Source organism: Amycolatopsis sp. NPDC051371 (assembly GCF_040682155.1).
Taxonomy (GTDB): Bacteria; Actinomycetota; Actinomycetes; order Mycobacteriales; family Pseudonocardiaceae; genus Amycolatopsis.
In genome coordinates this window covers 12002-36821 of sequence record NZ_JBFBAG010000013.1, presented here as the reverse complement: position 1 = coordinate 36821, position 24820 = coordinate 12002, and the positions used below count along the sequence as shown (strand labels likewise).

Genomic DNA, 24820 nt, shown 5'->3' with positions numbered 1-24820 from the left:
CGCTCACTCCTTGACCAGGCCGGCGTCGTGCAGGGCGCGCGCCGCGACGTCGACGATGTCGAAGGGGAGCCCGGCCCGCTCGGCGATGTCCAGGAGCGAGTGCTCGCCGTCGGAGAGGTTGAGCACCCACAGCATCGCCATCTGGGCTTCCTTGGCGTCGCTGCGGCCGCCGAGCGAGTCGTACAGCCCGCGCTTGCCGAGCTGCGGCTCGCCGTACGGGCTGAGGTTGACGTACCGGCGGTTGCGGTCCAGTACGCCGAACGCGTCGCGAAGCGCGCCGAGCGTGTCCTCCATGGCCGCCGGCGAAACGAAGCTCGGGTTGTCCGCCGAGGTGTGGTACTCGGGGTAACCCGCGTACGGCGTCCGCGTCAGCGAGCCGACGCCGAGGTTGAAGCCGGGTGAGCAGAACTGGCGCTCGTCATAGCCATACGGCGAGAAGTCGACAACGCGGTGCTCGCGCGTGCGCAGCACGTGCTGCACGACGCGGTCGATCTCGGCGTCGTCGCGGCGGGACTTCTTGTACGTCAACGATCCCGGGTCGCCCGCGCAGGCCAGCACGAGCCCGTGCTTGACCTTTTCGATCCGCGACGAGTTGCGCGCCAGCCACGTGATCGAGCCGATCGTCCCCGGCATGAACAGGAACCGGTACGTGTAGTGCGGCTGGGAAAGGGCCAGCTGCTGCGCCAGCGAGACGGCCACCGCGATGCCGGCCAGGTTGTCGTTGGCCAGCGACGGGTGGCAGACGTGGCACGACACGATGACCTCGTCGGTGACGCGGCCCGGGACGACGTGCTCGCCGTAGGTGAGCGAACCGTCCGCCAGGGTCGAGTCGATGACGACGTCGTACTCGCCGTCGGGCAGCGCGTCGAGCTTCTCCTGCGCGAGGCAGAAACCCCAGGCCGGGGCGTAGTAGCTGGTCCGGTACGGCACCCACGACGGCTGGTCCGGCAGCGTGTGAAGGTGCTCCCGCAGCTCGCTGAGCGGCATCCGCTGCCGCACCGGGACGCTGTACCCGACGACGTGCAGGTTCGACTCCTGGAAGTCGATCACCCGCTCACCCGACGGAGACGCGACGTACGCGTCCCGGATGTTCCACTCCTGCGGGATCGTCCAGTCCAGCACCGCGGTGCCGGTCGGGACCTCGTGCCGCTCGAGCGCGATGTGCTCGCCGATGATGTCCAGGGTCTGCCGCACGCCGTCGCCGGTGATGCTGCGGCAGATCGGGTACAGCCGCTCGACGAGGGCGTGCAGCTCCGCCCCGGTCCGCAGCTGCGGGCCTGCCACTAGTGGCGCCGCAGGGTGTCGTCGACGCGGCCGGCTTCGCCCTCGCTGCGCAGCCAGGCGAGCCTGGTGAACAGCTTCTCGAACGACTCGCGGGTCAGCCCGAACTTGCGGTAGGCCTCGATGAGCTCGACGGCGCCGTCCTTGACCGACCACTCGCAGGTGAAGCCGGGGATCGCCGAGCGGAAGCGCGAGAAGTCGACCCGGTACGAGCGTGGGTCGGCGCCGGCCTCGCCGGTGATGTTCAGCGTCGAGCCCGGCACGGCCTCGACGACCTCCTGGGCGATCTCGGCGACGGTGACGTTGTTGTCCTCGGTGCCGATGTTGAAGGCCTTGTTGTGCACGGCCTCCTTCGGCGCGGTCAGCGCCGCGGTGAACGCGCGCGCGATGTCCTGGGCGTGCACCAGGGGCCGCCACGGCGTGCCGTCGGAGAGCACCAGGACCTCACCGGACAGGTGCGCGTGCGCGGTCAGGTTGTTCAGCACGATGTCGCCGCGCAGCCGGGGCGAGTAGCCGAACGCGGTCGCGTTGCGCATGTAGACCGGGGTGAAGTCGTCGTCGGCGAGCTCGTGGACGTCGGCCTCGACGCGCACCTTCGACTCGGCATACGGCGTCACGGGCTTCAGCGGCGCGTCCTCGTTGACGAGGTTGGCACCGCCCGCGCCGTACACCGAGCAGGTCGACGCGTAGAGGTACCGCCCGACGCCGGCCTCCTTCGCCAGCTTCGCGAGCTTCACCGACGCGTGGTGGTTGATGTCGTAGGTCAGCTCCGGCGCGAGCGAGCCGAGCGGGTCGTTCGACAGCGCGGCCAGGTGGATCACCGCGTCGAAGCCCTCGACGTGCGAAACGGTGACGTCGCGCAGGTCGACGGCCACTCCGGCCGGGTCGGCCGGCGTGGGCCCGAGCAGGCAGTCCTCGAACAGTCCCGAGTCGAGGCCGACGACCTCGTGACCGGCGGCGGCGAGGACCGGGGCCATCACCGTCCCCAGGTAGCCCTTGTGCCCCGTCAGCAACACCCGCATCGGATCAGCCCTTCAGATCGAGAGTGAGTTTCTTGACGAAAAACGCTTCGGCGTACTTCGCGGCCGCTTCGATCCCGCGGATCCGCGCCAGGCCGAGGAACGCCTCGCGGTCGTACCAGCCGCGGTGCCGCTGCGACGCGTAGTGCTCCTGCAGCAGCCGGACCTTCGATTCGGCGACGTCGTCGTCGAGCGGCTGGTACACCGACGGGCTGCCGAGGTCGCCGTCCCACTTGACGATCTCGTAGCCCAGCGCGAGGTGGTCGCGGAACGTCGTCGGCACCAGCTTCGCGAGCCCGCGGTGGTCCTGGTGGGCGTCGTCCGTGCGCGGCGCCAGGATGACGTCCGGGTCGGTCCGCCGCCGCAGGTCCTCCAGCGCGTTCTTGGCCTCTTCCCAGTGCGCCGGGAAGCGCCCGTCCGGCAGTTTCAGCACCGTGACGTCGAGCTCGGCGCCCGGGCAGAACGCCGCGAGCGCCGCCCGCTCTTCGTCCTCGCGGGGCGTGCCGCCGCCGGAGAGGACGAGCGCGTCGACCTTCAGGCCGGGCCGCGACGCGCACAGCGTCAGCAGGGTGCCGCCGGCGCCGATCGCGATGTCGTCGCAGTGCGCGCCGAGGGCGACGACGCCGCCGAGCCGTCCCGGCCGGAGCCCGATCACGCGGTGCTCGCGACGGGCTGCTCCCAGAGCGCCCAGGGCCTCTTGCCGTGCGTGTACGCGTCGTCGAGCGCCGCGCGCTCCTTGACCGTGTCGGTCGGCTTCCAGAACCCGCGGTACGGGTAGGCCAGGAGCCGGCCGCGCTTGGCCAGCTCGCCGCAGCCGTCGGCGACCAGGTCGCCGTTCTCCGGGATGTGGTCGAAGACCTCCTGCCGCAGCACGAAGTACCCGCCGTTCTCCCACAGCGGCATTTCGCTGACCGCGGTGATCGAGCCGACCATGCCGCCTTCGTCCATCTCAACGCAGTGGAACGACGACTGCGGCGGAACGACCATCATCGACGCGCCGGCGTCGGTGTTCGAGAACCGCTCGATCATGTCGGGCAGCGGGACGTCGGACAGGACGTCGGCGTAGTTCGCGAGGAACATTTCGTCGCCGTCGAGGTAGTCGCGCACGCGGCGCAGGCGCTCACCGATCGGCGACTCGATGCCGGTCTGCACGAAGGTGATCGTCCAGTCGGCGATGTCGGTCGAGAGCAGCTCCGCCTTACCACCCCGCAGGATGAAATCGTTGGAAATGGTTTCCTGGTAGTTCAGGAAGAAGTTCTTGATGTGCGCCGCGCCGTAGCCCAGACACAGGATGAACTCCGTGTGGCCGAAATGCGCGTAGTAGCGCATGACGTGCCAGATGAGCGGTCTCGGTCCGACCATCGCCATCGGCTTGGGGACGTCGTCGGCCGCGCCGTTGCGCATCCGCATCCCGTAGCCACCGCAGAAGAGAACGACCTTCACTTCAAGACACCTCGACGATTTCCAGGCGGGGGATGGGGAACACGAGCTTGCCGCCCCAGGCACCCACGAACGACAGCTGTTCGGTCAGTTCCTCCCGGAGGTTCCACGGGAGGACGAGCACGTAGTCGGGCCGGTCGGCTTCGATCCGCTCCGGGGGCAGCACGGGAATGCGCGTGCCCGGGGTGAACCGGCCGTGCTTGTACGGGTTGCGATCGACCGTGTACTGCAGCAGGTCCGTCCGGATGCCGCAGTGGTTCAGCAGGGTGTTGCCCTTGCCCGGGGCGCCGTAGCCGACGACGGTCTTCCCGTCGTTGCGCGCCTCGATGAGGAACTTCAGCAGGTCCAGCCGCACACGGGTGACGCGCTCGGCGAACTCGGTGTACCCGGACAGCTCGTGCAGCCCGGCGGCCTTTTCGCGCTCCAGGACGTCGGTCATCCGCTCGCTGGGCTCGCCCGCCACCTCGTCGGGACGCGCCCACAGCCGGATCGACCCGCCGTGCGTCGGCACGAGCTCGACGTCGACGACGGTCAGGCCGCCGGTCGCGAGGGCCCGGCGCGCGGATTCGACCGTGTAGTACTGGAAGTGCTCGTGGTAGATCGTGTCGTACTGGTTCTTCTCGATCAGCGTGAGCAGGTGCTGGACCTCGATGGAGACCCAGCCGTCGTCGGCGACCAGGGCACGCAGGCCCTTCGTGAAGCCCAGGACGTCGGGGATGTGCGCGTAGACGTTGTTGGCGGCGACCAGGTCGGCCGGGCCGTGCTCCTCGCGCACCTGACGGCCGGTTTCCTCGGAGAGGAAGGCGGTCAGGGTGGGCACGCCGGCGTCCCGCGCCGCTTGCCCGACGTTCACCGAAGGTTCGACGCCGAGACACCGGACGCCGTGCCCGACGACGTGCTTGAGCAGGTAGCCGTCGTTGCTGGCGACCTCGACGACGAACGACTTCTCGTCGAGCCCCAGCCGCTCGACGGAGCCGTCGACGAAGCGCTTCGCGTGCTCGACCCACGACGTCGAGAACGACGAGAAGTAGGCGTACTCGGTGAAGGTGTCGTCAGGATCGATCAGCGGGGGGATCTGGGCGAGCCAGCAGTCGGTGCACACCTTGAGGTGGAGCGGGAAGGTGGCTTCCGGTTCGTCGAGCTGCTCGGCGGTCAAAAATCGCTCACACGGGGGAGTCGCGCCGAGGTCGACGACGCCGGCCGTGTTTGTCGAACCGCAGAGTCGACATGTGGTCATCTACCAGGCTCCTTGGCTCGCGGTCGCGATATGCGCTTAACACGTCGAGCAGGGGTGGATCGTCGTTACAGCGACGCGTGGCGGCCTGGTGGACCGATTCGGAACCGCAACCTGGGTCGCGGGAATGTGGCAGAGATCACGGACGGTGCCCGCCCGGACCCGTAACGTCCACAGTGGACCGGGGTCCTAGGCTGGCCGGATGACTTCGGAAACGGGTCCCCGGTTGAGCGGGGTCGCGGGCGTGGTGCTGACGGTCCGCTTCCTGACGGAGCTGGCCCTGCTGGGCGGTCTGGCACTGGCCGGCACCCAGCTCGGCAGCGGAGTGGCGCTGGCGATCGTCGACGCGGTCCTGCTGCCGCTGGTGGCCGCCGCGATCTGGGGCCTGTTCATCGCCCCGCGGGCCCGCCGCCGGCTCGGCGAACCGGCCCGGTTCCTGGTGGAGTTCGCCCTGTTCGCGGCCACCGGCGTGGTGCTCGTGCTGGTCGGGTGGCCGGTCACGGGGATCGCGCTCGCCGTGGTGGGCATCGGTATCGCGGCCCTCACGCGGGCGGTCGCCAAAGACGGCTGAGCCCTCCCCGCCGAACGGCGGAGAGGGCTCGGGCAAGGTGCCGATCGGAAGTTGCTCAGCCGATCTGCTCGGCGGCCGGGATGACGTCGGTGCCGAACTTCTCCAGCACCGCCGGGTTGTGGACGTGCGGGACCATGCCGAGGGCGACGTCGATGCCGAGCCCGTTCAGCCGCTCCAGCTCCTTGAGCAGCTCGCCGGTCTTCTCACCGTTCTCGCCGATGTCGAGGATGTGGTAGACGGTCTTCGTGATCGAGCCGTAGTCGCGGCCCTCGTTCTCGCAGTGCTGCTTGAGGACGTCGAGCTTGTGCTCCAGCTCGGGGCTGTTGAAGAGGTTGCACTGGTCGGCGTACTTGGCGACCAGCCGCAGCGTCTTCTTCTCGCCACCGCCGCCGATCATGATCGGCGGGCGCGGCTCCGACAGCGCCTGCGGCACGTTCAGCAGGCGCGACGCGTCGAAGTGCTTGCTCTTGAACGGTTCGTCGCCGTCGGCCCACATCTGCAGCACGTACTGGAGGTTCTCCTCCAGCAGTTCGAAGCGCTCCGCGACCGGCGGGAAGGGGAAGCCGAGCCCGCGGGACTCGTCCTCGTTCCAGCCCGCGCCGATGCCGAGGATCGCGCGGCCGCCCGACAGCACGTCCAGCGTCGTGATCGCCTTGGCCAGCAGGCCCGGGTGGCGGTAAAGGACGCCGGTGACGACGGTCAGGAGCTTGGCGCGCTCGGTGTGCGCGGCGATGAAGCCGAGGGTCGTGTACGCCTCGAGCATGTCGTTTTCGACGGGGCCGACCCCGCCGATCTGGAAGAAGTGGTCCATCACGGCGATGGAGTCGAAGCCCGCGTTGTCGGCGGTGCGGACGACGGCGGCCAGTTCGGCGCCCAGCGCGGACGCCCCGTTCGGCCAGGTGAAGTCGGGGATCTGCAGTCCGAGTTTCATGGTGTCGACGGTATACCTGGAGTTACCCCAGCTGCGTACTTCAGAAATCGCGCACGAGGGACACCCTGCCGTGCAAGGGATCCGTGACGTACACCGTGTGCGTGCGCTGGTCGACCGCGACGTCGCCGGGGTTGACGCCCAGCGACAGCTCGCCGGTCAGCGTCCCGCTCGCGCCGTCGATCCGGCTCAGCCCGTTCTGGCCGCCGTTGGTGTACACCGTGTTCGTGCCCTGGTGTACGGCCAGCGCGGAAGATTCGCTGCGCAGCAACACGGTCTTGCGCTCCGTGCGGGTCGCCGCGTCCACAATGGACATGTGGTGGATGCCGGAGTTGGCCACGTACACCGAACCGCTCTCGGCGTGCACCGCGACGGCGGTCGGCCGCGCCCCGACCTGCACGCTGGCGACGAACTTCCCGCTGTCGATCGAGAACACCTCCAGGGAGTCCGTGCCGGTGCTGGCGCAGTACGCCAGCTTGCGGCCGGAGTCGACCGCGATCCCGCCGAGGCTCGGTTTCGGGCCCGGCACGAGCGCGGCGAGTGTGCAGCTGACGCCGTCGAGCACGGCCAGCGTGCCGGTGCGGCCGCTGGCCGCGTAGACGCGGTTGGCCTGCTCGTCCACGGCCAGCGCGGACGCGCCGGCGCCCGCGCCGATCACGCTCACCAGGTCGTGGGTGCGCCCGTCCAGGACGACGACGGTGCCGGCCGGCGGGTTCGCGACGTAGATCCGGTTGGCCTTCGCGTCGACCGCGACGTCACCGGGAGCGCCGCCGACGCTGATCACCGCGCCGACCGAAGCGGTGCGCGGGTCGATGACCGTGACCGTGCCGGCCTCGGGATCCGTGACGTACACGAGCCCGGTGACGGGGTTCACCGTGACCGCGGTGGGCGCCCCGCCGAGCTCGATCGACCGGACGTCCTCCGCCCGCGCGACCCCGGGCAGGACCAGGGCCCCCGCACTGGCCGTGACCAGGGCGAACAGGGTTCTCCGGCCTATCGGGCGACCTCGCATCGGCGCCTCCGCTCGTGATCAACTCGCCTGCCGAGCCTAACCCGCGCCATCATCACGTGAAGGAACTTCGCGTCGCCCGATCGCGTTGTTTCCAGTGGGTAACCAGGGGGAATGAGCGGACGGAGGCGAGCGCGCGTGCACGGGCACCAGAACGGGTTGAAGACGGCGATGCTGCTCGGCCTGCTGTCGGCGATCATCATCGCGATCAGCGGCCTGTTCGGCCGGGGCGCCCTGGTCATCGGCCTGGTCATCGCCCTCGGGATGAACGCTTTCGCGTACTTCAACTCGGACAAGCTGGCGCTGCGCGCGATGCACGCCCGGCCGGTGTCCGAGGTCGAGCAGCCGGCGATGTACCGGATCGTGCGCGAGCTCGCCCACGTCGCCCGCCAGCCGATGCCGCAGCTCTACCTGAGCCCGACGGTCGCGCCCAACGCGTTCGCGACCGGCCGCAGCCCGCGCCACGCGGCCGTCTGCTGCACCACCGGCATCCTCGACCTGCTGGACGAGCGCGAGCTGCGGGCCGTGCTCGGCCACGAGCTGTCCCACGTCTACAACCGCGACATCCTCATCTCGTGCGTCGCGGGCGCGCTGGCCAGCGTGATCAGCGTGCTCGCGAACATCGCGCTGTTCTTCGGCGGCAACAACCGCGACGGCAGCCCGCTGGTCAGCCTGATGCTGATCTTCGTCGGCCCGATCGCGGCGGCGGTCATCCGGATGGGCGTCAGCCGGTCGCGGGAGTACCAGGCCGACGCGTCCGGCGCGGAGCTGACCGGCGACCCGCTGGGCCTGGCCTCGGCGCTGCGGAAGCTGGAGGCCGGGACGCGGGCGCGGCCGCTGGTCGCCGAGCCGCAGCTGGTGTCGCAGTCGCACCTGATGATCGCGAACCCGTTCCGCCCCGGTGAGGGCCTGAGCAAGCTGTTCTCGACGCACCCGCCGATCGCCGACCGCATCGCGCGGCTGGAGGAAATCGCCCGCCGCCAGTTCTGACCCCGCCGGAGCTTTCACGTGAAAGCTCAGCCTTCCCAACTGGTGGGAGCGGGAATCCGCTTCCCGCCCGCGGAGTTTTCCCGGCATGGTCTCCGCAGAGCTGCACCTGGGCGTCGCCATCGACGGGGCCGGGTTCCACCCGGCCGCCTGGCGGGTATCCGCGGCCGAGCCCGCCGCGCTGTTCACCTCCGGCCACTACCTGAGGTACGCGAAGCTGGCCGAAGCCGCTTCGCTCGACTTCGTCACCCTCGACGACTCTCGGGCGCTGCAGTCCGGCGGCGAAGGGGTCGTGCGCGGGCGTCTCGACGCGCTGCTCACCTTGTCCGCTCTCGCACCGGCGACCAGCCGGATCGGCCTGGTTCCGACGGTTACCACCACGCACACCGAGCCGTTCCACGTCTCGACGTCGGTCGCGACCCTGGACTACGCGAGCCGCGGCCGGGCCGGCGTGCTCGCGGTGCCGTCGCTGACCGGTGCCGAGGCCGCGCACTTCGGCCGTCGCGCGGCTCCGTCACCCCAGGACGGGGAGGCCGAGACCGCCGAGGTCCTCGACGTCATCACCCGGCTGTGGGACAGCTGGGAGGACGGCGCGATCGTCCGCGACGCCGCCACCGGCCGGTTCATCGACCGGGAGAAGCTGCACTACGTCGACTTCGAGGGCCGCTTCTTCAGCGTGAAGGGCCCGTCGATCACCCCGCGGCCGCCGCAGGGCCACCCGGTGACCGCGATCTACGGCGACTCGCCGCACGCGGTCGGCGCCGACCTGGTCATCACCCGTGCGGACCACCTCGACGCCGTCCGCGCCGCGGCCGTCCGGTTCCCCGGCGCCAAGGTCCTGGCCACGGTGTCGATCGTGCTCGCCGAGACCGAGCAGGGTGCCCGCGACCGGCAGCACGAGCTGGACGCCCTGGTCCCGTTCGAGCCCGTCGGCCTGTCGTTCGTCGGCACGCCCGCCCAGCTGGCCGCCGAGCTGCCCCGCTGGGCCGCCGAGACCGGCGTCGCCGGGTTCCACCTGCGGCCCGCCGTCCTGCCCGACGACCTCGACCTGCTCGCCGGTGAGGTCGTCCCGGCGTTGCGCGCGGCCGGCGCGTTCCGGGACGGCTACCGCGGCCCGACCCTGTGTGACCACCTCGGCCTCGGCCGGGCCGTCAACGCCTACGCCGTCACCCCGGGAGCCTGAGATGACCAAGCAGATCAAGCTCGCCGCGCACTTCCCCGGCGTCAACAACACGACGGTGTGGAGCGACCCGGCGTCGGGCAGCCAGATCGACTTCGCCTCCTTCGAGCACCTCGCCCGGACCGCCGAGCGCGGCAAGTTCGACTTCCTCTTCCTCGCCGAGGGCCTGCGGCTGCGCGAGCACGCGGGCAAGATCCTCGACTCCGACGTCGTCGGCCGGCCCAACACGACCACCGTGCTGGCCGCGCTGTCCGCCGTCACCACGCACCTCGGCCTGGCCGGGACGCTGTCGTCGACGTTCAACGAGCCCTACGAGGTCGCTCGCCAAGTCGCCAGCATCGACCACCTCTCCGGCGGCCGCGCGGCGTGGAACGTCGTGACGTCGCCGGACGCGTGGACCGGCAAGAACTTCCGGCGCGGCGGCTTCCTCAAGCGCGAGGACCGCTACGCGCGCGCCGAGGAGTTCCTGGCCACCGTGCGCGAGCTGTGGGACAGCTGGCAGCCCGGCACCCTGGTGGGGGACAAGGAGAACGGCGTCTTCGCCCGCGACCCCGGCAAGTTTGTCCACAGTGGACAGAAGTTCGACATCCACGGCGAGTTCACGTTGCCGCGCACGCCGCAGGGGCAGCCGATCGTCATCCAGGCCGGCGACTCCGACGAAGGCCGCGAGTTCGCCGCGAAGACCGCCGACGTCATCTTCAGCCGGCACGGCACCCTCGAGGACGGCCAGGCGTTCTTCCACGACGTCAAGCGGCGGCTGGCCGCGTACGGCCGCGAGCACGGCGAGCTGCTGATCATGCCGGCCGCGACGTTCGTCCTCGGCGACACCGACGCCGAGGCCGAGGAGCACGCGCGCGAGATCCGGCTCCAGCAGGTCCGGCCGGCCACCGCGATCCAGTTCCTCGAGCAGGTGTGGAACCGAGACCTGTCGGACTACGACGTCGACGGCCCGCTGCCGGAGGTCGACCCCGACCCGGGCGCCGAGCCGCTGACCTGGGGCCGCGTCCGGCACGAGAAGGACCAGCTCGCGCTCGCCCGCAAGTGGCGGGCGCTCGCGGAGGAGAAGAAGCTCTCGATCCGCGAGCTGGTGATCGAGGCCACCGCGCGCCAGCAGTTCGTCGGCACTCCGTCGACGGTGGCTTCGACGATCGACGAGTACGTCCAGTCCGACGCGGCCGACGGGTTCGTCCTCGTGCCGCACCTGACGCCGGGCGGCCTCGACGAGTTCGTCGACAAGGTCGTTCCGCACCTGCAGGAACGCGGGGTGTTCCGGACCGAATACACCGGGACGACCCTGCGCGAGCAGCTGTTCTAGGCCGAAGCTCCCGCGGCTACGGCGACGGCCTTCACGTAGTCGCCGTAGCCGGACTTCGCCAGCTTCTCGCCCAGCGCGTAGCACTCGTCGGCGTCGATGAAGCCCATTCGCAGCGCGATTTCTTCGAGACACGCGATGCGTACGCCGGTGCGGTGCTCCAGCACTTGCACGAACTGCCCGGCTTCGAGCAGCGAGTCGTGCGTGCCGGTGTCGAGCCAGGCGAAGCCGCGGCCGAGGTCGACCAGCGACGCCCGGTCCTGGCGCACGTACGCGAGGTTGACGTCGGTGATCTCGAGCTCACCGCGCGCCGACGGCTTCAGCGCGCGGGCGATGTCGACGACCTCGTTGTCGTAGATGTACAGCCCGGTGATCGCCTTGTTCGAGCGCGGCTTCGCCGGCTTCTCCTCGATGGACACCAGCTTGCCGCCGGCGTCGACCTCACCGACGCCGTAGCGCTCGGGGTCCTTCACCGGGTAGCCGAACAGGACGCAGCCGTCGAGGTCGCGCACGGCCTGCTGCAGACGGCCGGAGAAGCCCTGGCCGTAGAAGATGTTGTCGCCGAGCACGAGCGCGACGTCGTCGTCGCCGATGAAGTCCGCGCCGATCACGAAGGCCTCGGCCAGACCGTTCGGGCTGGGCTGCTCGGCGTAGGAGAACGAGAGGCCGAACTGGTCGCCGTTGCCGAGCAGCTTGCGGAACATCGGCAGGTCGGCGGGGGTGGAGATGACGAGGATCTCGCGGATCCCGGCCAGCATCAGCACCGAGATCGGGTAGTAGACCATCGGTTTGTCGTAGACCGGCAGCAGCTGCTTCGACACCGCCTGGGTGATCGGGTGCAGGCGTGTCCCGCTGCCTCCGGCCAGCACGATGCCCTTCATGAACTGCCTCCCTCTCCGCGGCCACGACCCCGCCACCCTACTGGCAGGCACCACGGGCCCGATGGGGAAGCGCTAGAAGGCCGGTCCTTTGCCGAAGTACGCGGCGCAGCGGCCGTTGAGCCACTCGGTGGCGATCTCGAGGACGTTCTTGCCGTCGTCGACCGGCAGCAGCGTCGAGGAGTAGTTCGGGCAGAAGTTGTTGTAGACGCCGGTGATGTGCACCGGGGCGGGCAGCTCGTACCAGTTGCCGCTGCCGAAGTTGTCGTTCGCCAGCAGCACCTGGCCGTTCCCCGGCTGCGGCTGGCCCTTCGCGTTGGTGTAGATCTGCCCGACCATGACGATCCGCACGCCGTTCGGGCCGCCGGGGAAGAGCGTGATCGTCTGCGCGTGCTGGAAGTAGTTGCCGTTCGCGGTGTTCACGCGCGTGCCGGGATCGGTGGGGCTGCCCCAGTTGGCGCCGTCGGGAGAGATCTTGAAGTACGGGTCGCAGTAGCGGTCGCGGAAGTTGCAGATCTCGTAGGCGAAGTAGTACCGGTCGTCGGGCAGCCGCCGGATGATCGGCATGCCGGGCCGGACCCGGTCCGGCGGGATGGCCAGGGTGAGCTGCTTGGTGCCCCAGTTCACGCCGTCGGTCGAGGCGACGCGGTTGAGGACCTGCGCGTACTTCGGTGCCTGCGTCTCGTCGGCGAAGTGGAGCCAGAGCGTGCCGCCGGCGTCGACGGTGAACTCGGGCTCCCAGATGCCGTCGATGTTGTGCGAGCGGGCGGCCTCGGACAGGAAGACCCACGAGCGGCCGCCGTCCTTGCTGGCCCAGACCTTGATCCCGACGCGCCGCTGCGCCCCGGCGTCCTGCCGATAGGAGGCGGCCCAGAGCAAGGTGCCCGCGCGGAGCCGGCCGACCCGCTGCGGCAGTTCGTAGAGCGTGCCGCAGCACATGCCGTACCGGCCGTCGGGATCGTGGACGGCGCCGATCTGGTGGAACGTCTCGCCCTCGTCGGTGCTCTCCATGACGGGCGTGAACTTGCCGCTGGAGTCTTCGCTGGTCAGTGCCGCGATGATGCGCCCGCGGCCGAAGATCGAGTGGTCGAGCCGGACGAGGCGCGCGTAGGAGCCGAGGCCGGGCAGGAGCTGCTTGCGCTCCGCGGCGCTCGCCGGGGTCAGTGTCGCGCAGATCACGATGAGTGACAGCACGAAGGCGAGCAAGCGACGCATTCCGACCCTCTCCAAGCGGTGACCGCGCGATTACAGCACGCGGGCCGGGTCCTTCGTGGACAGTCACACGGCGCATTCGCGCGTTCGAGGGGTTTGCTGCGCCCGTCCGGGTGATCGCTCACGCTGGGCGACGGTAACGCTCCGGCAAAGGGTGCCGAAAGATCACCAGGGGGGCCGGTTGGTGGCCCCGAGGGGGAACGATGAAACTACGGCTGTCCTGCCTGGTGGTCTTGCTGTTGGCGTCCGCGTGCGCTCCGGCGACGGGGTTCGGCACGATCGTCGGGCCGTCGACGTCGGGTTCAGGCTCGGCTTCCGCTGACGTGCCGCCGCCCACGACGTCCGCGGCCCCGGTGCTGCGCGACGTGCCGCCGGAGACGCACACGGGCAAGGGCGAAGGCCAGTTCGCGGTGTCGTGGCCGGCGGACCAGCTGGGCTTCTTCACGTTCGACTGCCCGAAGTGCGGCTCGAACGTGATCATCAGCACCGACGGCGGCGAGTTCGGCCTGGTCAACGCAATCGGCAAGTACAAGGGCACAACGTGGCTCAACACGGAGCCGGACCGCCCGACGCGAAAGGTGACGGTCCTGGCGGACGCGGCCTGGACGGCGACGATCGCGGACTACCGGAGTCTCCCGGAGGCAGCCAAGGAGACGTCGGGCAAGGGCGACGCGGTCCTGCGCGTCCCGGAGGGGATCCAGCACGTCCACTTCAAGGCGAAGACCCGCGGCAACATCGGGCTGTGGGTGCAGTCGGAAGACCTTCGCGACCTGCTGGTCAATGAGATCGGCGACGTCGAGGTGGACCGGGAAGTTCGTGGCCCGGCGTACCTGAGGGTCGACGGTTATGAAGCGACGTGGACGGTCACGCCGTCCTGAGCGGGCACCCGGAGCCGGGTGCCCGCGGCGGCGTCACCGGTAGTTGGTGAACTGCAGCGCGATCTCGAAGTCCTTGCCCTTCAACAGGGCGATGACCTCCTGCAGCTGGTCCTTCTTCTTGCCCGAGACCCGAAGCTGGTCGCCCTGGATCTGCGCTTGCACGCCCTTGGGACCTTCGTCGCGGATGAACTTGGCGATCTGCTTCGCCTTGTCCGAGGCGATGCCCTGGATGATCTTGCCGCCGAGCTTGTAGATCTTGCCCGACAGGGCCGGCTCGTCCGCTTCGAACGCCTTCAACGAGATGCTGCGCTTGATCAGCTTCTCCTTGAACACCTCGACCGCGGCCAGCGCGCGCTCCTCCGTCTCGGACTCGATCGCGATCGCCTCCTCGCCGGACCAGTTGATCGTCGTGCCCGTGCCGCGGAAGTCGAAGCGCGTGCCCAGCTCCTTGCTCGCCTGGTTCAGCGCGTTGTCCACCTCCTGGCGGTCGACCTTGCTCACGACGTCGAAAGAGGGATCCGCCACGTGTCCTCACACCTCGTACTCGCTAGTCAGGGGCCACCCAGCCTAGCCCCGGGTATCCCGGTTGACCCCCACCGGGAGCCGTTGGGTAAGCTTCTTTCCGGCCGGTACGCCCGGTCTTGGCGGGTTACCCGAGTGGCCAAAGGGGACTGGCTGTAAACCAGTTGGCTTACGCCTACGGGGGTTCGAATCCCTCACCCGCCACACTCGATAGCGAGAGAGCCTCGTCTGCGGAATGCGCAGACGAGGCTCTCTTCGTTGTGTCTCTTGGGGGTCGAACCCCCAAACCCCCGCCAGGGGACTCCGCCGCCCTGGACCCCCGCCGTGGTCGCCTTTGCCGGGAACCGGAGAACGGCCGGCTTCCCTTGGGGGAGAGGGAAACCGGCCGTCCGGGTGGCGGCGTTCGGGGTTACGCCGCCTGGGGGACCGGTGTCGAAGCCGGGGTCAATGCGAGGTCCAGGACCTCGCGGACGTTCGCCACCGCGTGGACGTCCAGCTGGGACAGCACCTCGGCCGGCACGTCGTCCAGGTCCGGCTCGTTGCGCTGGGGGATGATCACCGTCTTCATCCCGGCCCGGTGGGCCGCCAGCAGCTTCTGCTTCACGCCGCCGATCGGGAGGACGCGGCCCGTCAGGGACACCTCGCCCGTCATCGCCACGTCCGGTCGGACCACCCGTCCCGACAGCAGCGACGCCAGCGCCGTCGTCATCGTCACGCCCGCCGACGGCCCGTCCTTCGGGACCGCGCCCGCCGGGACGTGGACGTGGATGCCCCGTTCGCGCAGGTCGCCCACCGGGAGCTCCAGCTCCGCGCCGTGCGAACGCAGGTAGGACAGCGCGATCTGCACCGACTCCTTCATCACGTCGCCGAGCTGGCCGGTCAGCTGCAGCCCGGACGCGCCGGACTCCTGGTCCGCCAGCGACGCCTCGATGTACAGGACGTCACCGCCGGCACCCGTCACCGCCAGGCCCGTAGCCACACCCGGGGTCGCGGTCCGCTGGGTCGACGCCGGCAGCGACGACTCCGGCACGTGCCGCGGACGGCCCAGGTAGGTCTCCAAGTCGGAGGCGTCGAGGGAAAGCGGCAGCGAAACCTCGTCCAGCGCCACCTTGGTCGCGATCTTCCGCAGCACCTTCGCGATCGTGCGGTTCACGTCGCGCACGCCCGCCTCGCGGGTGTACTCGGCCGCGATCCGGCTGAACGCGGCGTCCGTCAAACCCACGTCCGAAGTGCCCAGGCCGGCTCGCTCCAGCTCCCGGGGGAGCAGGTGGTCGCGGGCGATGGTGACCTTCTCGTGCTCGGTGTACCCGTCCAGCGTGACGAGCTCCATGCGGTCCAGCAGCGGGCCGGGGATGGTCTCCAGCGCGTTGGCCGTCGCCAGGAACACGACGTCGGACAGGTCCAGCTCGACCTCGAGGTAGTGGTCGCGGAACGTGTGGTTCTGCTCCGGGTCCAGCACTTCGAGCAGCGCCGCCGTCGGGTCGCCGCGGTAGTCGGCGCCGACCTTGTCGATCTCGTCGAGCAGCACGACCGGGTTCATCGAGCCGGCTTCCTTGATGGCGCGGACGATCCGGCCGGGCAGCGCGCCGACGTACGTGCGGCGGTGGCCGCGGATCTCCGCCTCGTCGCGGATGCCGCCGAGGGCGACGCGGACGAACTTGCGGCCCATCGCCTTCGCGACGGACTCACCCAGCGACGTCTTGCCGACTCCGGGAGGGCCCGCGAGGGCGAGCACGGCGCCGGAACGGCGTCCGCCGACCGGGCCGAGACCCGATTCCGCGCGGCGCTTCCGCACGGCCAAGTACTCGATGATGCGTTCCTTGACGTCGTCGAGGCCGGCGTGGTCGGCGTCGAGCACCGCTCGCGCGGCCGCGATGTCGTAGACGTCCTCGGTGCGCTCGTTCCAGGGCAGCTCCAGGACGGTGTCCAGCCAGGTGCGGATCCAGCCGCCCTCGGGGGACTGCTCGGACGTGCGGTCCAGCTTGTCCACCTCGGCCAGCGCGGCCTTCTTCACGGCGTCGGGCAGTTCGGCGCCTTCGACGCGGGCGCGGTAGTCGTCGTCCTGCGCGGTGCCGTCGAGCTCGCCGAGCTCCTTGCGGATGGCCTCGAGCTGGCGGCGCAGCAGGAACTCCTTCTGCTGCTTCTCCATGCCCTCGGCGACGTCCTTGCGGATCGTGTCGGTCACCTCGAGCTCGGCCAGGTGCTCCTTGCTCCACTCGAGCGCCTTTTCCAGGCGCGCGCTGACGTCGAGCGTGGTCAGCAGTTCGAGCTTCTGCTCGGTGTCGAGGTAGGGCGCGTTGCCGGACAGGTCGGCGATCGCGGAGCCGTCCTCGACCTGCTGGACGGCGTCGATCAGCTGCCAGCCGCCGCGCTGCTGGAGGATCGAGATGACGACGGCCTTGTACTCGGCCGCGAGCTGCGCGGTCCGGTCGTTGGTGGTCTCGGTGGCGTCCTCGGCGTGCACCCAGCGGGCCGCGCCGGGGCCGTCGGCCATGCGGCCGACGAGCGCGCGGGAGGTGCCGCGCAGCAGGACGGCGGCCTTGCCGCCGGGCACGCGGCCGATGCGCTCGACCGTCGCGACGGTGCCGTATTCGGCGTACTCGCCGTGGACGCGCGGGACGATGAGGACCTCGGCCTTGGTGGCACCGGCGGTCGACCGGATGCCGGGGAAGGACGCCTGGCTCGGCGTGTTGGCCTGGGCGGACTCCACCGCGGCCCGCGTCTCGGTGTCGGTGAGGTCGAGCGGGACGACCATGCCCGGCAGCACGACGTCGTCATCGAGCGGGAGCACGGGCAGGAGGCGGGTGTCGGACATGTGCACTCCTCGTGTAGTTGAGTCTGCCTAGCTCAACTCTCCGATGGGTGCGTTTGTTTCCGATGGTGCGTTCGCCCACAGCGATCGGGGAAACCGCAGGTCAGGCGCGGGGTTTCTCCCCGATGCCGCACCACGCGTACGGACGGGCTTCCGCCTCGAGCGCGTTGAGCTTGCGGTCGGGCCGCCAGTCCGGCAGGTGCACGATGCCCGGTTCGAGCAGCGGCCAGTCGCCGAACAGCGGCTCGATCTCCTCGCGGTCGCGCAGCCACACCGGGTTGCTCGTCTTCCGGTACTGCTCGACGAACCAGCGCAGCCCGGCCAGGGACTCACCCTCGCCGTCACCCTCGCTCATCTGCGAGATCGCCAGCCAGCTCCCGGGCGCGAGCTTGTCCCGGTACGCCTTCAGGAGGCCGATGGGGTCGTCGTCCGGTCCGACGAAGTGCAGCACCGCCATCATCATCAGGCAGACGGGCTTCGAGAAGTCGATGAGCCGCTTCGTCTCTTCGGCGCGCAGCACGGCCTTCGCGTCCCGCATGTCGGCCTGGACGATGCCCGCCCAGTCCGTCGCCGCCTCCTCTTCGAGGATCAGCGTCGCGTGCGCGACCGCGACCGGCTCGTAGTCGACGTACACGACTGTCGCGTCGTGGTCCTCGGGCAGCTCGGCCTCGACGACCTCGTGCACGTTGCCGGCCGTCGGAACCCCGGAACCGAGGTCGACGAACTGCCGGATCCCGGCTCGCAGCGCGGCTCGCACCGCGCGGTTCATGAACTCGCGGTTCTGCTTCGACCCGGGCCGCACCAGCGGCCACTGCTGTTCCATGCGCCGGCCGAACTCGCGGTCCACGGCCCAGTTCTGCGTGCCGCCCAGGTACCAGTCGTAGATCCGGGCCGCGGACGGCTTCTCGGTGTCGACGCCTTCGGGTGCTCTCGGCGCGGAATCCCGCTGATCGGTCACTTCCGGCTCCCCTCGCTCTCCGGGAGCCAGCCTATAAGGACTGGCGACCAGGGGTAATCCGCCAGTGGTTCAGCGAACGGCTGGTCGACGCTGCCAGTACGTCCACAGCGGCCGGTACCCCTGCGCGTACCAGAACGGCGTCGACAGCGGGTTCGCCGCCGCGTGGTGCAGGAGGACGACGTCGGCGCCCTCTTCGTCCAGGACGTGGTGGGCGTGGGTGGCCAGCGCGGTACCGACGCCGGACGAGCGCGCCTCCCCCGCGACGGCCAGCGACGACAGGTAGCCGACGCGGCCGGCGGCGACCCGGTCGCTGATCCACTGCGTCTCGCCCGGGTGCTGGACGTTCACCATGCCGAGCGGACGGCCGTACAGCTCGGCGATCCACAGCGGCGGTTCCGGGCGGTCCAGCTGTTCGGCCAGGTCCTTGGCCATGATGTCTTCGACGCCCTTGCGCAGGTTGACCGTGCCGTACTGCGCGTCGAAGGAGTGCAGCTCGAGCCCCAGCGAGACGACGGTTCCGAGGTCGCCGGGCTCGGCGCGGCGGATCTTGACGCCGGGCGTGCCGCGCGGGCCCGCCGGGACCATCCGGTCGGCCGGGCGGACCGCGATCACGCGCAGCGGCGCGAAACCGTGGTGCAGCATTTCCCGCGTGCCGGCGGCGTCCCGGCTGGCGCGCGGGACGATCGCCGCGGTCTCGGTGTCGCCACGCTCGGCGACCGCGCGCAGATGTTCATCCCATCGGGTGAGGAGGGCATCGAGGGCTCCCGCGGGCTGCGGACCGGCCAGCTGGAGGTCGAGGCGGTGCTCGGTCAGCGCCCGCCACGGCGCGTTCGGGGCGTCCTGGTCGACCTGGATGCGCGAGGCGAGGCCGGACGCGGCCGAGTCGCCAGTCGCCACCTCCAGCACCACGGCGCTTTCGGCCGCTTCGAAGGGAGAAGAACCGGGGAGCAGGGGATCCACCGCCGCGAGCCGGGCCGCGTGTTCGGTGGCAATCACGTCGCTGTGCATGGGCTCATTGAAGCGCGACTCGGGATGGCGTGCGTACGGAGCCACCCCTGCTTCGGTCACCCGATGTCTTCGGGGGTCCGGGTGGCGGAGCCCCCGGCCCGGGGCGAAGCCCCGGTTGGCACAGATGTTTCACCCCTTGGTCCACGCAGGTCAGCGCCATCGAGGCATTGTTAACCCTGGGGTGATCTCCTACTGTCTCGAAAGGGACGCGGGTACGCCCTACGGGGTACGGTATGGCCCTTGTCCACACCCGAAGTCACGGATCAGCACCGGTGGACAAGCCGGGAGGGAAGGTCGGATGCCGGACACCAACGCCCACGGCGACGCCGTCGCACAGGCGCAGCCCGGGCCGGGAGCCGCTTCCGGGACACCGCCCGTTTCCGCCGAGGCCCGCACCGACGAGCGCCGGTTCCGCGCGTACACCTTCGCCGTCCTGAGCATCGGGCTCGTCGCCGCGTTCGCCGTCGGCTCCTGGCTGCCGTTCCACTGGGACAGCAGGCTGCTGTGGATCGGGCCGGTGCTCGCGGTCGCGTTCCTGCTCGCCGAACAGCTCGGCATCAACGTCGACGTCCGCAGCGGCATCTCGTGGACCATCTCCTTCACCGAGATCCCGCTCGTCATCGGGTTCTTCGTCGCGCCGTTCGAGGTCGTGCTGGCGGCGCACCTGGTCGCCGGCATCGGCACGCTGCTCGCGCGCAAGGTCGCCGGCCGCGTCCTCTACAACGCGGGCGCGTTCCTGCTCGAGATCACCGGCGCCTTCGCGGTCGCCGGACTGGTCAAGTACGCCGTAGGCGCGGGTGTCGGCGACAAGATCCCGTGGGTCGCCGCGCTGGCCGGCACGCTCACCGCGCCGCTGGTGAGCACGCTGCTCGCGCTGGCCGCGGTCCGAGTCCTGCGACGCCGCATGCGGGTCAGCACCGCGGTCCGGCTCACCGCGCGGATCCTGGTCGTCGGCTTCGTCAACGCGTCCGTCGGCCTGTCCGGCTACCTCGTCATCTCGAACACGCCCAAGGCGTGGCCGCTGGTGCTCGCCGTCTTCCTCGGCCTCACCGCGCTGTACTGGGCCTACTCCGACCTGCTGCGCGAGCAGCGGGACATGGAGGCGCTCTCCGACGTCAGCCTGATGGTGGCCCGCTCCGGCCAGCAGGCCGCGGCGCGTCCGGCCAGCCGCGCGGACGAGCTCGTCGGCGGCGTCGACGTCCGCGAGTGGGCCACGATCGCCGAGCGCATCAAGGACCAGCTCGCCGCGGGCCGCGTCGTGCTGAGACTCCGGCTCGAACCGAAAGACACCATGCGCGTGGTCGTCGCCGGTGACGACCTGCCGCCCGCCGACCCGGCCGCCGACGACCCGCTGCTGCGCCTGCCCGGCGCGCACGTCCGGCACTTCCGGATCACCGAGGCCAATCCCGACGTCCGCGCGGCGCTGCTCGACCGCGGCGCGCAGGAGGCGCTCGTCGTCCCGCTGCGCAGCGCGAACCAGCTGCTCGGCGTCGTCGAGGCGCACGACCGGCTGTCCCGCTGGCGCGGCTTCGGCAAGTACGACGTCCAGCTGCTCGGCACGATGGCCAGCCACCTCGCGACGTCGCTGGACAACCGGCGCCTGCTCGCGACCCTGCGCCACGACGCCTACCACGACCCGCTCACCGGGCACCTCAACCGGCCGGGCTTCCGGCAGGTGGCGAAGGAACCGTTGCGGGACTTCGCGAACGCCGTGGTGCTGCGGATCGACCTCGACGTCTTCTCGACGGTCAGCGACGCGCTGGGCTACGCCTGGGCCGACCGGATGGTGATCGCCGCCGGCCGCCGCATCCGCGACGCGCTCGGCCCCGACGTCCCGCTCGCCCGCCTCGAAGGCGCGTCGTTCGCGGCGCTGCTCGTCGGCTGCCCGCCCGAAGACGCCCACACCGCGGCGGAACGGCTGCGCGAAGAGCTTTCCGCGCCCTACCCGGTGGACCGGCTGTCGGTCGAGGCCAACGCGATGATCGGCTACGCGACGACGACGCCCGAGGAGTCCGGCGACGTCGTCGACATCGAAGGCCTGCTCCAGCGCGCCGATGTGGCCGTTCGCGCGACCAAGGGCGGCGAAGAGGTCCGCGGGTACGTGCCGAGCATGGGCCAGATCTTCCTGCGCCGCTTCCAGATGGTCACGCAGTTCCGGCAGTCCCTCGAAGACGGCCAGGTCAGCGTCCACTACCAGCCTAAGATCACCCTGCCGAACCGGCAGGTGGCCGGCGTCGAGGCACTGGTCCGCTGGGTGCACCCGGAGTTCGGCAGGCTCGGCCCGGACGAGTTCGTCCCGGCCATCGAGGCGGCCGGCCTGATCGGCGTGCTGACGTCGTTCGTGCTCGGCGAGGCGCTCAAGCGCTGCCGCAAGTGGCTCGACGAGGGCCTGCGGATCTCGGTGGCGGTCAACCTGTCGGTGCGCAACCTGGCCGACGAGGACTTCCCGAACAAGGTGGCCCGCGAGCTGGAGCGCGTCGGCATCCCGCCGGAGCTGCTGACGTTCGAGCTGACGGAGTCCGGCGTGATGTCGGACCCGCAGAAGGCGCTGCCGATCCTGCGCGAGCTGCACTCGCTGGGCATCACCCTCGCCGTGGACGACTTCGGCACGGGCTACTCGTCGCTGGCCTACCTGCGGCAGCTGCCGGTCGACCAGGTCAAGATCGACAAGAGCTTCGTCCTCGGCATGGGCACCGACCTCGGCGACCTCGCGGTGGTGCGGTCGATCGTCGAGCTGGGGCACTCGCTCGGGCTGACGGTGGTCGCGGAAGGCGTCGAAGAGGACGTGGCGCGCGATCAGCTCGAGGCGATGGGCTGTGACGTCGCCCAGGGCTACCTGATCTCGCGCCCGCTGCCGGAGGACCGCCTCGAGGCGTGGCTGCAGGCCCGCACGGCACGCTCTCCGGGACGCCACTCCGAGACCGTGCTTACGCTGCTGACCTGAGGTTTCGTGCTACGGGGACCCCGGTTGCACGGCCGGGTGAAGCCCCTTGGTAATCTTTCCAAGTCCTCGCGAGAGGCCAGGCCCCTTTAGCTCAGTCGGCAGAGCGTCTCCATGGTAAGGAGAAGGTCTACGGTTCGATTCCGTAAAGGGGCTCACGACCTCAGCCGCGTCACGCCTGCGTGTCGCGGCTTGGGTCATGTAAGGGCGGTGTAGCTCAGTTGGCAGAGCAAGCGGCTCATAATCGCTGTGTCGCCGGTTCAAGTCCGGCCACCGCTACGCGGTAACGACCGGGGCTCGCCCCCGGGACCTGAGAGAGAAGGAAACGCTGTGGCTGCCACCGACGTGCGACCCAAGATCACGCTGGCGTGCGAAGAGTGCAAGCACCGCAACTACATCACCAAGAAGAACCGGCGCAACAACCCGGATCGCCTGGAGATGAAGAAGTTCTGCCCGAACTGCGGTACGCACCGGACTCACAAAGAGACCCGCTGAGTAGCGCGTTCTCACCAGCTTCGAAGAGCCGCCCCGGACCACCGGGGCGGCTCTTCTGCTGTTGGTAGCCTCTCCGGGTGCCCTTGGACGAGTCGTTCACCGGACGGGTTTACCCGCCGCAGACCAGCTACGAAGTGAGCCGGGAGAAGATCCGGGAGTTCGCCGACGCGATCGGCGACGGCAACCCCCTCTACCGGGATCCCGAAGCCGCGAAAGCGGCCGGCTACCCGGACGTCATCGCGCCCCCGACGTTCCTCACGATCATCAACCTGGCGTCGATCAACTCGATCGTCTCCGACCCCGAGCTGGGGCTCGACTACACGCGGATGGTCCACGGCGACCAGCAGTTCACCTACAGCCGTCCGGCGCACGCCGGGGACACGCTGCTGCTGACGACGCACATCGACCGGATCATGGCCCGGGCCGGCAACGACTTCATCAACCTGCGCGCCGAGATCACCGACGGCGACGGCGCGCACATCGCCACCACCAAGGCGCAGCTCGTGGTGCGGGGGGAGAACGCGTGAACGCCGGGGACGAACTGCCCGCCCTCGAGGTCCGGATCACCCGCGAGCAGCTGGTGCGCTACGCCGGCGCGGCGCTGGACTTCAACCCGATCCACTGGAACGAGGCGTTCGCGAAGGAGGTCGGCCTCCCCGACGTCATCGCGCACGGCATGCTCACGATGGCCGTCGCCGGCCGCGTCGTGACGGACTGGCTGGGCGACCCGGGCCGCCTGGTCGACTTCAGCGCCCGTTTCACCCGCCCGGTCGTCGTCCCCAACACGGCCGAGGGCGCGCTGGTGGAGATCACCGGCAAGGTCGCCGTGGTCGACGACGAAGGCGTCGCGCGCATCGACCTGGTGGTCAAGTACGACGGCAAGACGGTACTGGGCAAGCCGCAAGCGCTGGTGCGTATTTAGAACGGCGCGGTGTGAGGACGGCATCGGAAGCAGGGCAACGAGGGCCCAGCCCGCCCCCGGCACCCCGATCCGAAGCCAGAACACGGCCGCCGCCACCGGGTCAAGGCATCGTTCCCGCCTTGACGCGGTGCCGCCGGCCGTAGTCACAATCCGGCTTCGGGGTGCCGGCAGCCACTCCGGTAGACATCCCGTCTAAGGCAGCTTCAACACACCCAGCACGGCATCGGCCATCCCCTGCTCCCCGCGAGCGTTGGGGTGCATCGGCGCGGCGTGCGAGGTGGGCACCACACCCTCCACCCACCGCGTGTCCGACCCCGAGCAGACGTCGTGGCCCTTGCCGGGCGTCGCCGTGTCCGCGTAGCCCGCGCCGTGGGCGTCCGCTTGGTCCTCGAGCATCTTGTTCAGCTTGCCCAGCGCGCCGCGGAAGTAGTCGACGTCGCCGGCGCCCACCGGGAGGACCGGCCAGCAGCCGTCGCCGTCGGGAAGCACCGTCGGGTAGCCGACGACGACCACCTTCGCCTTCGGCGCCTGCTTGTGGATCCGGTCCAGCACCGCGCCCACCTTCGGCGCGGCCGCGTCGATCCGTTCGGCGAGCTGGTCGTGGCCGCCCGCGGTGAGCCGGTCCCGGCACGGCGACCCGGACCGGTGCGCCGTCGCGCACGACGACGCGAGCTGCAGGAAGCCGACGTCGTTGCCGCCGATGCCGAGCGTCACCAGCGTCGTCTTCGCGGTGACCGCGTCCAGCTGGGGTGGGTTGGTGCCGTTCGACGTCTTCTGCGCGGCGGTCAGGTTCGCGGTCGTCGCGCCGCTGCAGCTGGCGTCGGCGAACTCGGCCGGCTTGAGGTCCGCCGAGACGAGGCGGGGGTAGTTGTCGTCGGACCGGTCGCAGCCGGGCGGGGTCCCGACGTTCTTCCCGGTGCGCGGCGAGGCCGTGTAGGAGTCACCCAGCGCGACGTAGCGGCCGGTGCCGTCGCCGGTGGCCGCGCCCGCCGGCGGCGCGGACGACGAGCCGTGATCCCACTTGTAGTACCCGAAAGCCAGAAGCCCGACCACGAGTACCACGACGAGGCAGCCGCCCCCGCTGTTCTTCGCCACACCTTCGTTTCTACCGAACCAGGACTGGCGGGAACCTAGTCAATCCGGGTGACGTGCCGGGCGAAGAGATCGTTCCCGAGGCCGCGGTGGACGTTGATCTCCTAGCGCCGCCGCCAGTTCCCGGCCAGACGGCAGTTG

General features: G+C 70.1%; 23 protein-coding genes and 3 tRNA genes. 12 read left to right on the top strand and 14 right to left on the bottom strand.

All coding sequences use genetic code 11. From position 1 onward, the window contains the following. Positions 1–3 precede the first annotated feature (3 nt). From AB0M59_RS17925 to AB0M59_RS17905, 5 genes are read right to left on the bottom strand one after another with little or no spacing between them, the layout of a single operon-like run. Positions 4–1284, bottom strand: coding sequence for a DUF4910 domain-containing protein (locus tag AB0M59_RS17925; protein ID WP_364616065.1), 1281 nt, complete (start codon positions 1282–1284; stop codon positions 4–6). Then, positions 1284–2303: an SDR family oxidoreductase gene (locus AB0M59_RS17920; protein WP_364616062.1), complete on the bottom strand. Its 1020-nt coding sequence runs from the start codon at positions 2301–2303 to the stop codon at positions 1284–1286. The genes AB0M59_RS17925 and AB0M59_RS17920 overlap by 1 nt, the downstream gene beginning before the upstream one ends. A 4-nt stretch (positions 2304–2307) precedes the next feature. Further along, the gene (locus tag AB0M59_RS17915) at positions 2308–2955 is read right to left on the bottom strand and encodes a PIG-L deacetylase family protein (RefSeq protein ID WP_364616059.1); all 648 of its coding nucleotides are present in this window, start codon (positions 2953–2955) and stop codon (positions 2308–2310) included. Beyond that, on the bottom strand, positions 2952–3743 hold the full coding sequence (locus AB0M59_RS17910) for a glucose-1-phosphate cytidylyltransferase (RefSeq protein ID WP_364616056.1): 792 nt from the start codon (positions 3741–3743) through the stop codon (positions 2952–2954). The genes AB0M59_RS17915 and AB0M59_RS17910 overlap by 4 nt, the downstream gene beginning before the upstream one ends. Before the next feature lies 1 nt (position 3744). Beyond that, the gene (locus AB0M59_RS17905; RefSeq protein ID WP_364616053.1) at positions 3745–4977 is read right to left on the bottom strand and encodes a class I SAM-dependent methyltransferase; all 1233 of its coding nucleotides are present in this window, start codon (positions 4975–4977) and stop codon (positions 3745–3747) included. A gap of 199 nt (positions 4978–5176) precedes the next feature. Between AB0M59_RS17905 and AB0M59_RS17900 the strand changes: the two genes are divergently transcribed. Further along, a complete protein-coding gene (locus AB0M59_RS17900; RefSeq protein ID WP_364616050.1) occupies positions 5177–5545 on the top strand; it encodes a YrdB family protein in 369 nt (122 codons plus the stop codon). Positions 5546–5600: 55 nt separating this feature from the next. Here AB0M59_RS17900 and AB0M59_RS17895 read toward each other — a convergent pair whose 3' ends face one another. Both AB0M59_RS17895 and AB0M59_RS17890 read right to left on the bottom strand, forming a co-directional pair. Continuing rightward, entirely contained in the window at positions 5601–6476 is an 876-nt protein-coding gene (locus AB0M59_RS17895) for an LLM class F420-dependent oxidoreductase (RefSeq protein WP_364616047.1), read from the bottom strand. A gap of 40 nt (positions 6477–6516) precedes the next feature. Beyond that, complete coding sequence (locus AB0M59_RS17890) at positions 6517–7485, bottom strand: YncE family protein (RefSeq protein ID WP_364616044.1); 969 nt, start codon at positions 7483–7485, stop codon at positions 6517–6519. 135 nt (positions 7486–7620) lie between these two features. Between AB0M59_RS17890 and htpX the strand changes: the two genes are divergently transcribed. The 3 genes from htpX to AB0M59_RS17875 all read left to right on the top strand — a co-directional run bounded on the left by htpX (position 7621) and on the right by AB0M59_RS17875 (position 10964). Continuing rightward, on the top strand, positions 7621–8472 hold the full coding sequence (gene htpX, locus AB0M59_RS17885) for a zinc metalloprotease HtpX (protein ID WP_364616488.1): 852 nt from the start codon (positions 7621–7623) through the stop codon (positions 8470–8472). 85 nt (positions 8473–8557) lie between these two features. Continuing rightward, a complete protein-coding gene (locus tag AB0M59_RS17880; RefSeq protein WP_364616042.1) occupies positions 8558–9652 on the top strand; it encodes an LLM class flavin-dependent oxidoreductase in 1095 nt (364 codons plus the stop codon). A 1-nt stretch (position 9653) separates the two neighbouring features. Then, positions 9654–10964 (top strand): NtaA/DmoA family FMN-dependent monooxygenase, encoded by a 1311-nt coding sequence (locus AB0M59_RS17875; protein WP_364616039.1) that lies wholly within the window; start codon positions 9654–9656, stop codon positions 10962–10964. Here AB0M59_RS17875 and rfbA read toward each other — a convergent pair. Together rfbA and AB0M59_RS17865 are read right to left on the bottom strand one after the other, a co-directional pair. After that, positions 10961–11842, bottom strand: coding sequence for a glucose-1-phosphate thymidylyltransferase RfbA (rfbA, locus tag AB0M59_RS17870; protein WP_364616037.1), 882 nt, complete (start codon positions 11840–11842; stop codon positions 10961–10963). The two genes, AB0M59_RS17875 and rfbA, sit on opposite strands and share 4 nt — an antisense overlap. Positions 11843–11914: 72 nt before the next feature. Then, on the bottom strand, positions 11915–13054 hold the full coding sequence (locus AB0M59_RS17865) for a sialidase family protein (RefSeq protein ID WP_364616034.1): 1140 nt from the start codon (positions 13052–13054) through the stop codon (positions 11915–11917). 200 nt (positions 13055–13254) lie between these two features. On the opposite strand from AB0M59_RS17865, the gene AB0M59_RS17860 reads away from it, so the two are divergent. Further along, positions 13255–13929 (top strand): hypothetical protein, encoded by a 675-nt coding sequence (locus tag AB0M59_RS17860; RefSeq protein ID WP_364616031.1) that lies wholly within the window; start codon positions 13255–13257, stop codon positions 13927–13929. Positions 13930–13962: 33 nt separating this feature from the next. Here AB0M59_RS17860 and AB0M59_RS17855 read toward each other — a convergent pair whose 3' ends face one another. Then, entirely contained in the window at positions 13963–14454 is a 492-nt protein-coding gene (locus AB0M59_RS17855) for a YajQ family cyclic di-GMP-binding protein (RefSeq protein WP_364616028.1), read from the bottom strand. 118 nt (positions 14455–14572) lie between these two features. On the opposite strand from AB0M59_RS17855, the gene AB0M59_RS17850 reads away from it, so the two are divergent. Then, positions 14573–14655, top strand: a tRNA-Tyr gene (locus AB0M59_RS17850). Between the two features lie 205 nt (positions 14656–14860). On the opposite strand, the gene lon is transcribed toward AB0M59_RS17850, so the two are convergent. The 3 genes from lon to AB0M59_RS17835 form a co-directional block, all read right to left on the bottom strand. Further along, positions 14861–17266 (bottom strand): endopeptidase La, encoded by a 2406-nt coding sequence (gene lon, locus AB0M59_RS17845; protein WP_364616025.1) that lies wholly within the window; start codon positions 17264–17266, stop codon positions 14861–14863. Between the two features lie 100 nt (positions 17267–17366). Then, positions 17367–18221, bottom strand: a complete 855-nt coding sequence (locus AB0M59_RS17840; protein WP_364616022.1) for an SAM-dependent methyltransferase — start codon at positions 18219–18221, stop codon at positions 17367–17369. A gap of 69 nt (positions 18222–18290) precedes the next feature. After that, positions 18291–19229: a GNAT family N-acetyltransferase gene (locus tag AB0M59_RS17835; protein ID WP_364616019.1), complete on the bottom strand. Its 939-nt coding sequence runs from the start codon at positions 19227–19229 to the stop codon at positions 18291–18293. Positions 19230–19527: 298 nt separating this feature from the next. On the opposite strand from AB0M59_RS17835, the gene AB0M59_RS17830 reads away from it, so the two are divergent. The 6 genes from AB0M59_RS17830 (at position 19528) to AB0M59_RS17805 (ending at position 23587) form a co-directional block, all read left to right on the top strand. Continuing rightward, positions 19528–22173: an EAL domain-containing protein gene (locus AB0M59_RS17830; protein ID WP_364616016.1), complete on the top strand. Its 2646-nt coding sequence runs from the start codon at positions 19528–19530 to the stop codon at positions 22171–22173. A gap of 80 nt (positions 22174–22253) precedes the next feature. Next, positions 22254–22326: transfer RNA gene (locus AB0M59_RS17825), tRNA-Thr, on the top strand. A 50-nt stretch (positions 22327–22376) separates the two neighbouring features. Beyond that, a tRNA-Met gene (locus tag AB0M59_RS17820) sits at positions 22377–22449 on the top strand. A 51-nt stretch (positions 22450–22500) separates the two neighbouring features. Continuing rightward, positions 22501–22665: a 50S ribosomal protein L33 gene (gene rpmG, locus AB0M59_RS17815; protein ID WP_005152047.1), complete on the top strand. Its 165-nt coding sequence runs from the start codon at positions 22501–22503 to the stop codon at positions 22663–22665. A 77-nt stretch (positions 22666–22742) separates the two neighbouring features. Continuing rightward, on the top strand, positions 22743–23192 hold the full coding sequence (locus tag AB0M59_RS17810) for a MaoC family dehydratase N-terminal domain-containing protein (protein ID WP_364616013.1): 450 nt from the start codon (positions 22743–22745) through the stop codon (positions 23190–23192). Further along, entirely contained in the window at positions 23189–23587 is a 399-nt protein-coding gene (locus tag AB0M59_RS17805; RefSeq protein ID WP_364616011.1) for a MaoC family dehydratase, read from the top strand. The genes AB0M59_RS17810 and AB0M59_RS17805 overlap by 4 nt, the downstream gene beginning before the upstream one ends. A 192-nt stretch (positions 23588–23779) precedes the next feature. Here the strand turns inward: AB0M59_RS17805 and AB0M59_RS17800 are convergent, their stop codons facing one another. Further along, on the bottom strand, positions 23780–24682 hold the full coding sequence (locus tag AB0M59_RS17800) for an SGNH/GDSL hydrolase family protein (RefSeq protein ID WP_364616008.1): 903 nt from the start codon (positions 24680–24682) through the stop codon (positions 23780–23782). Between the last annotated feature and the right edge of the window lie 138 nt (positions 24683–24820).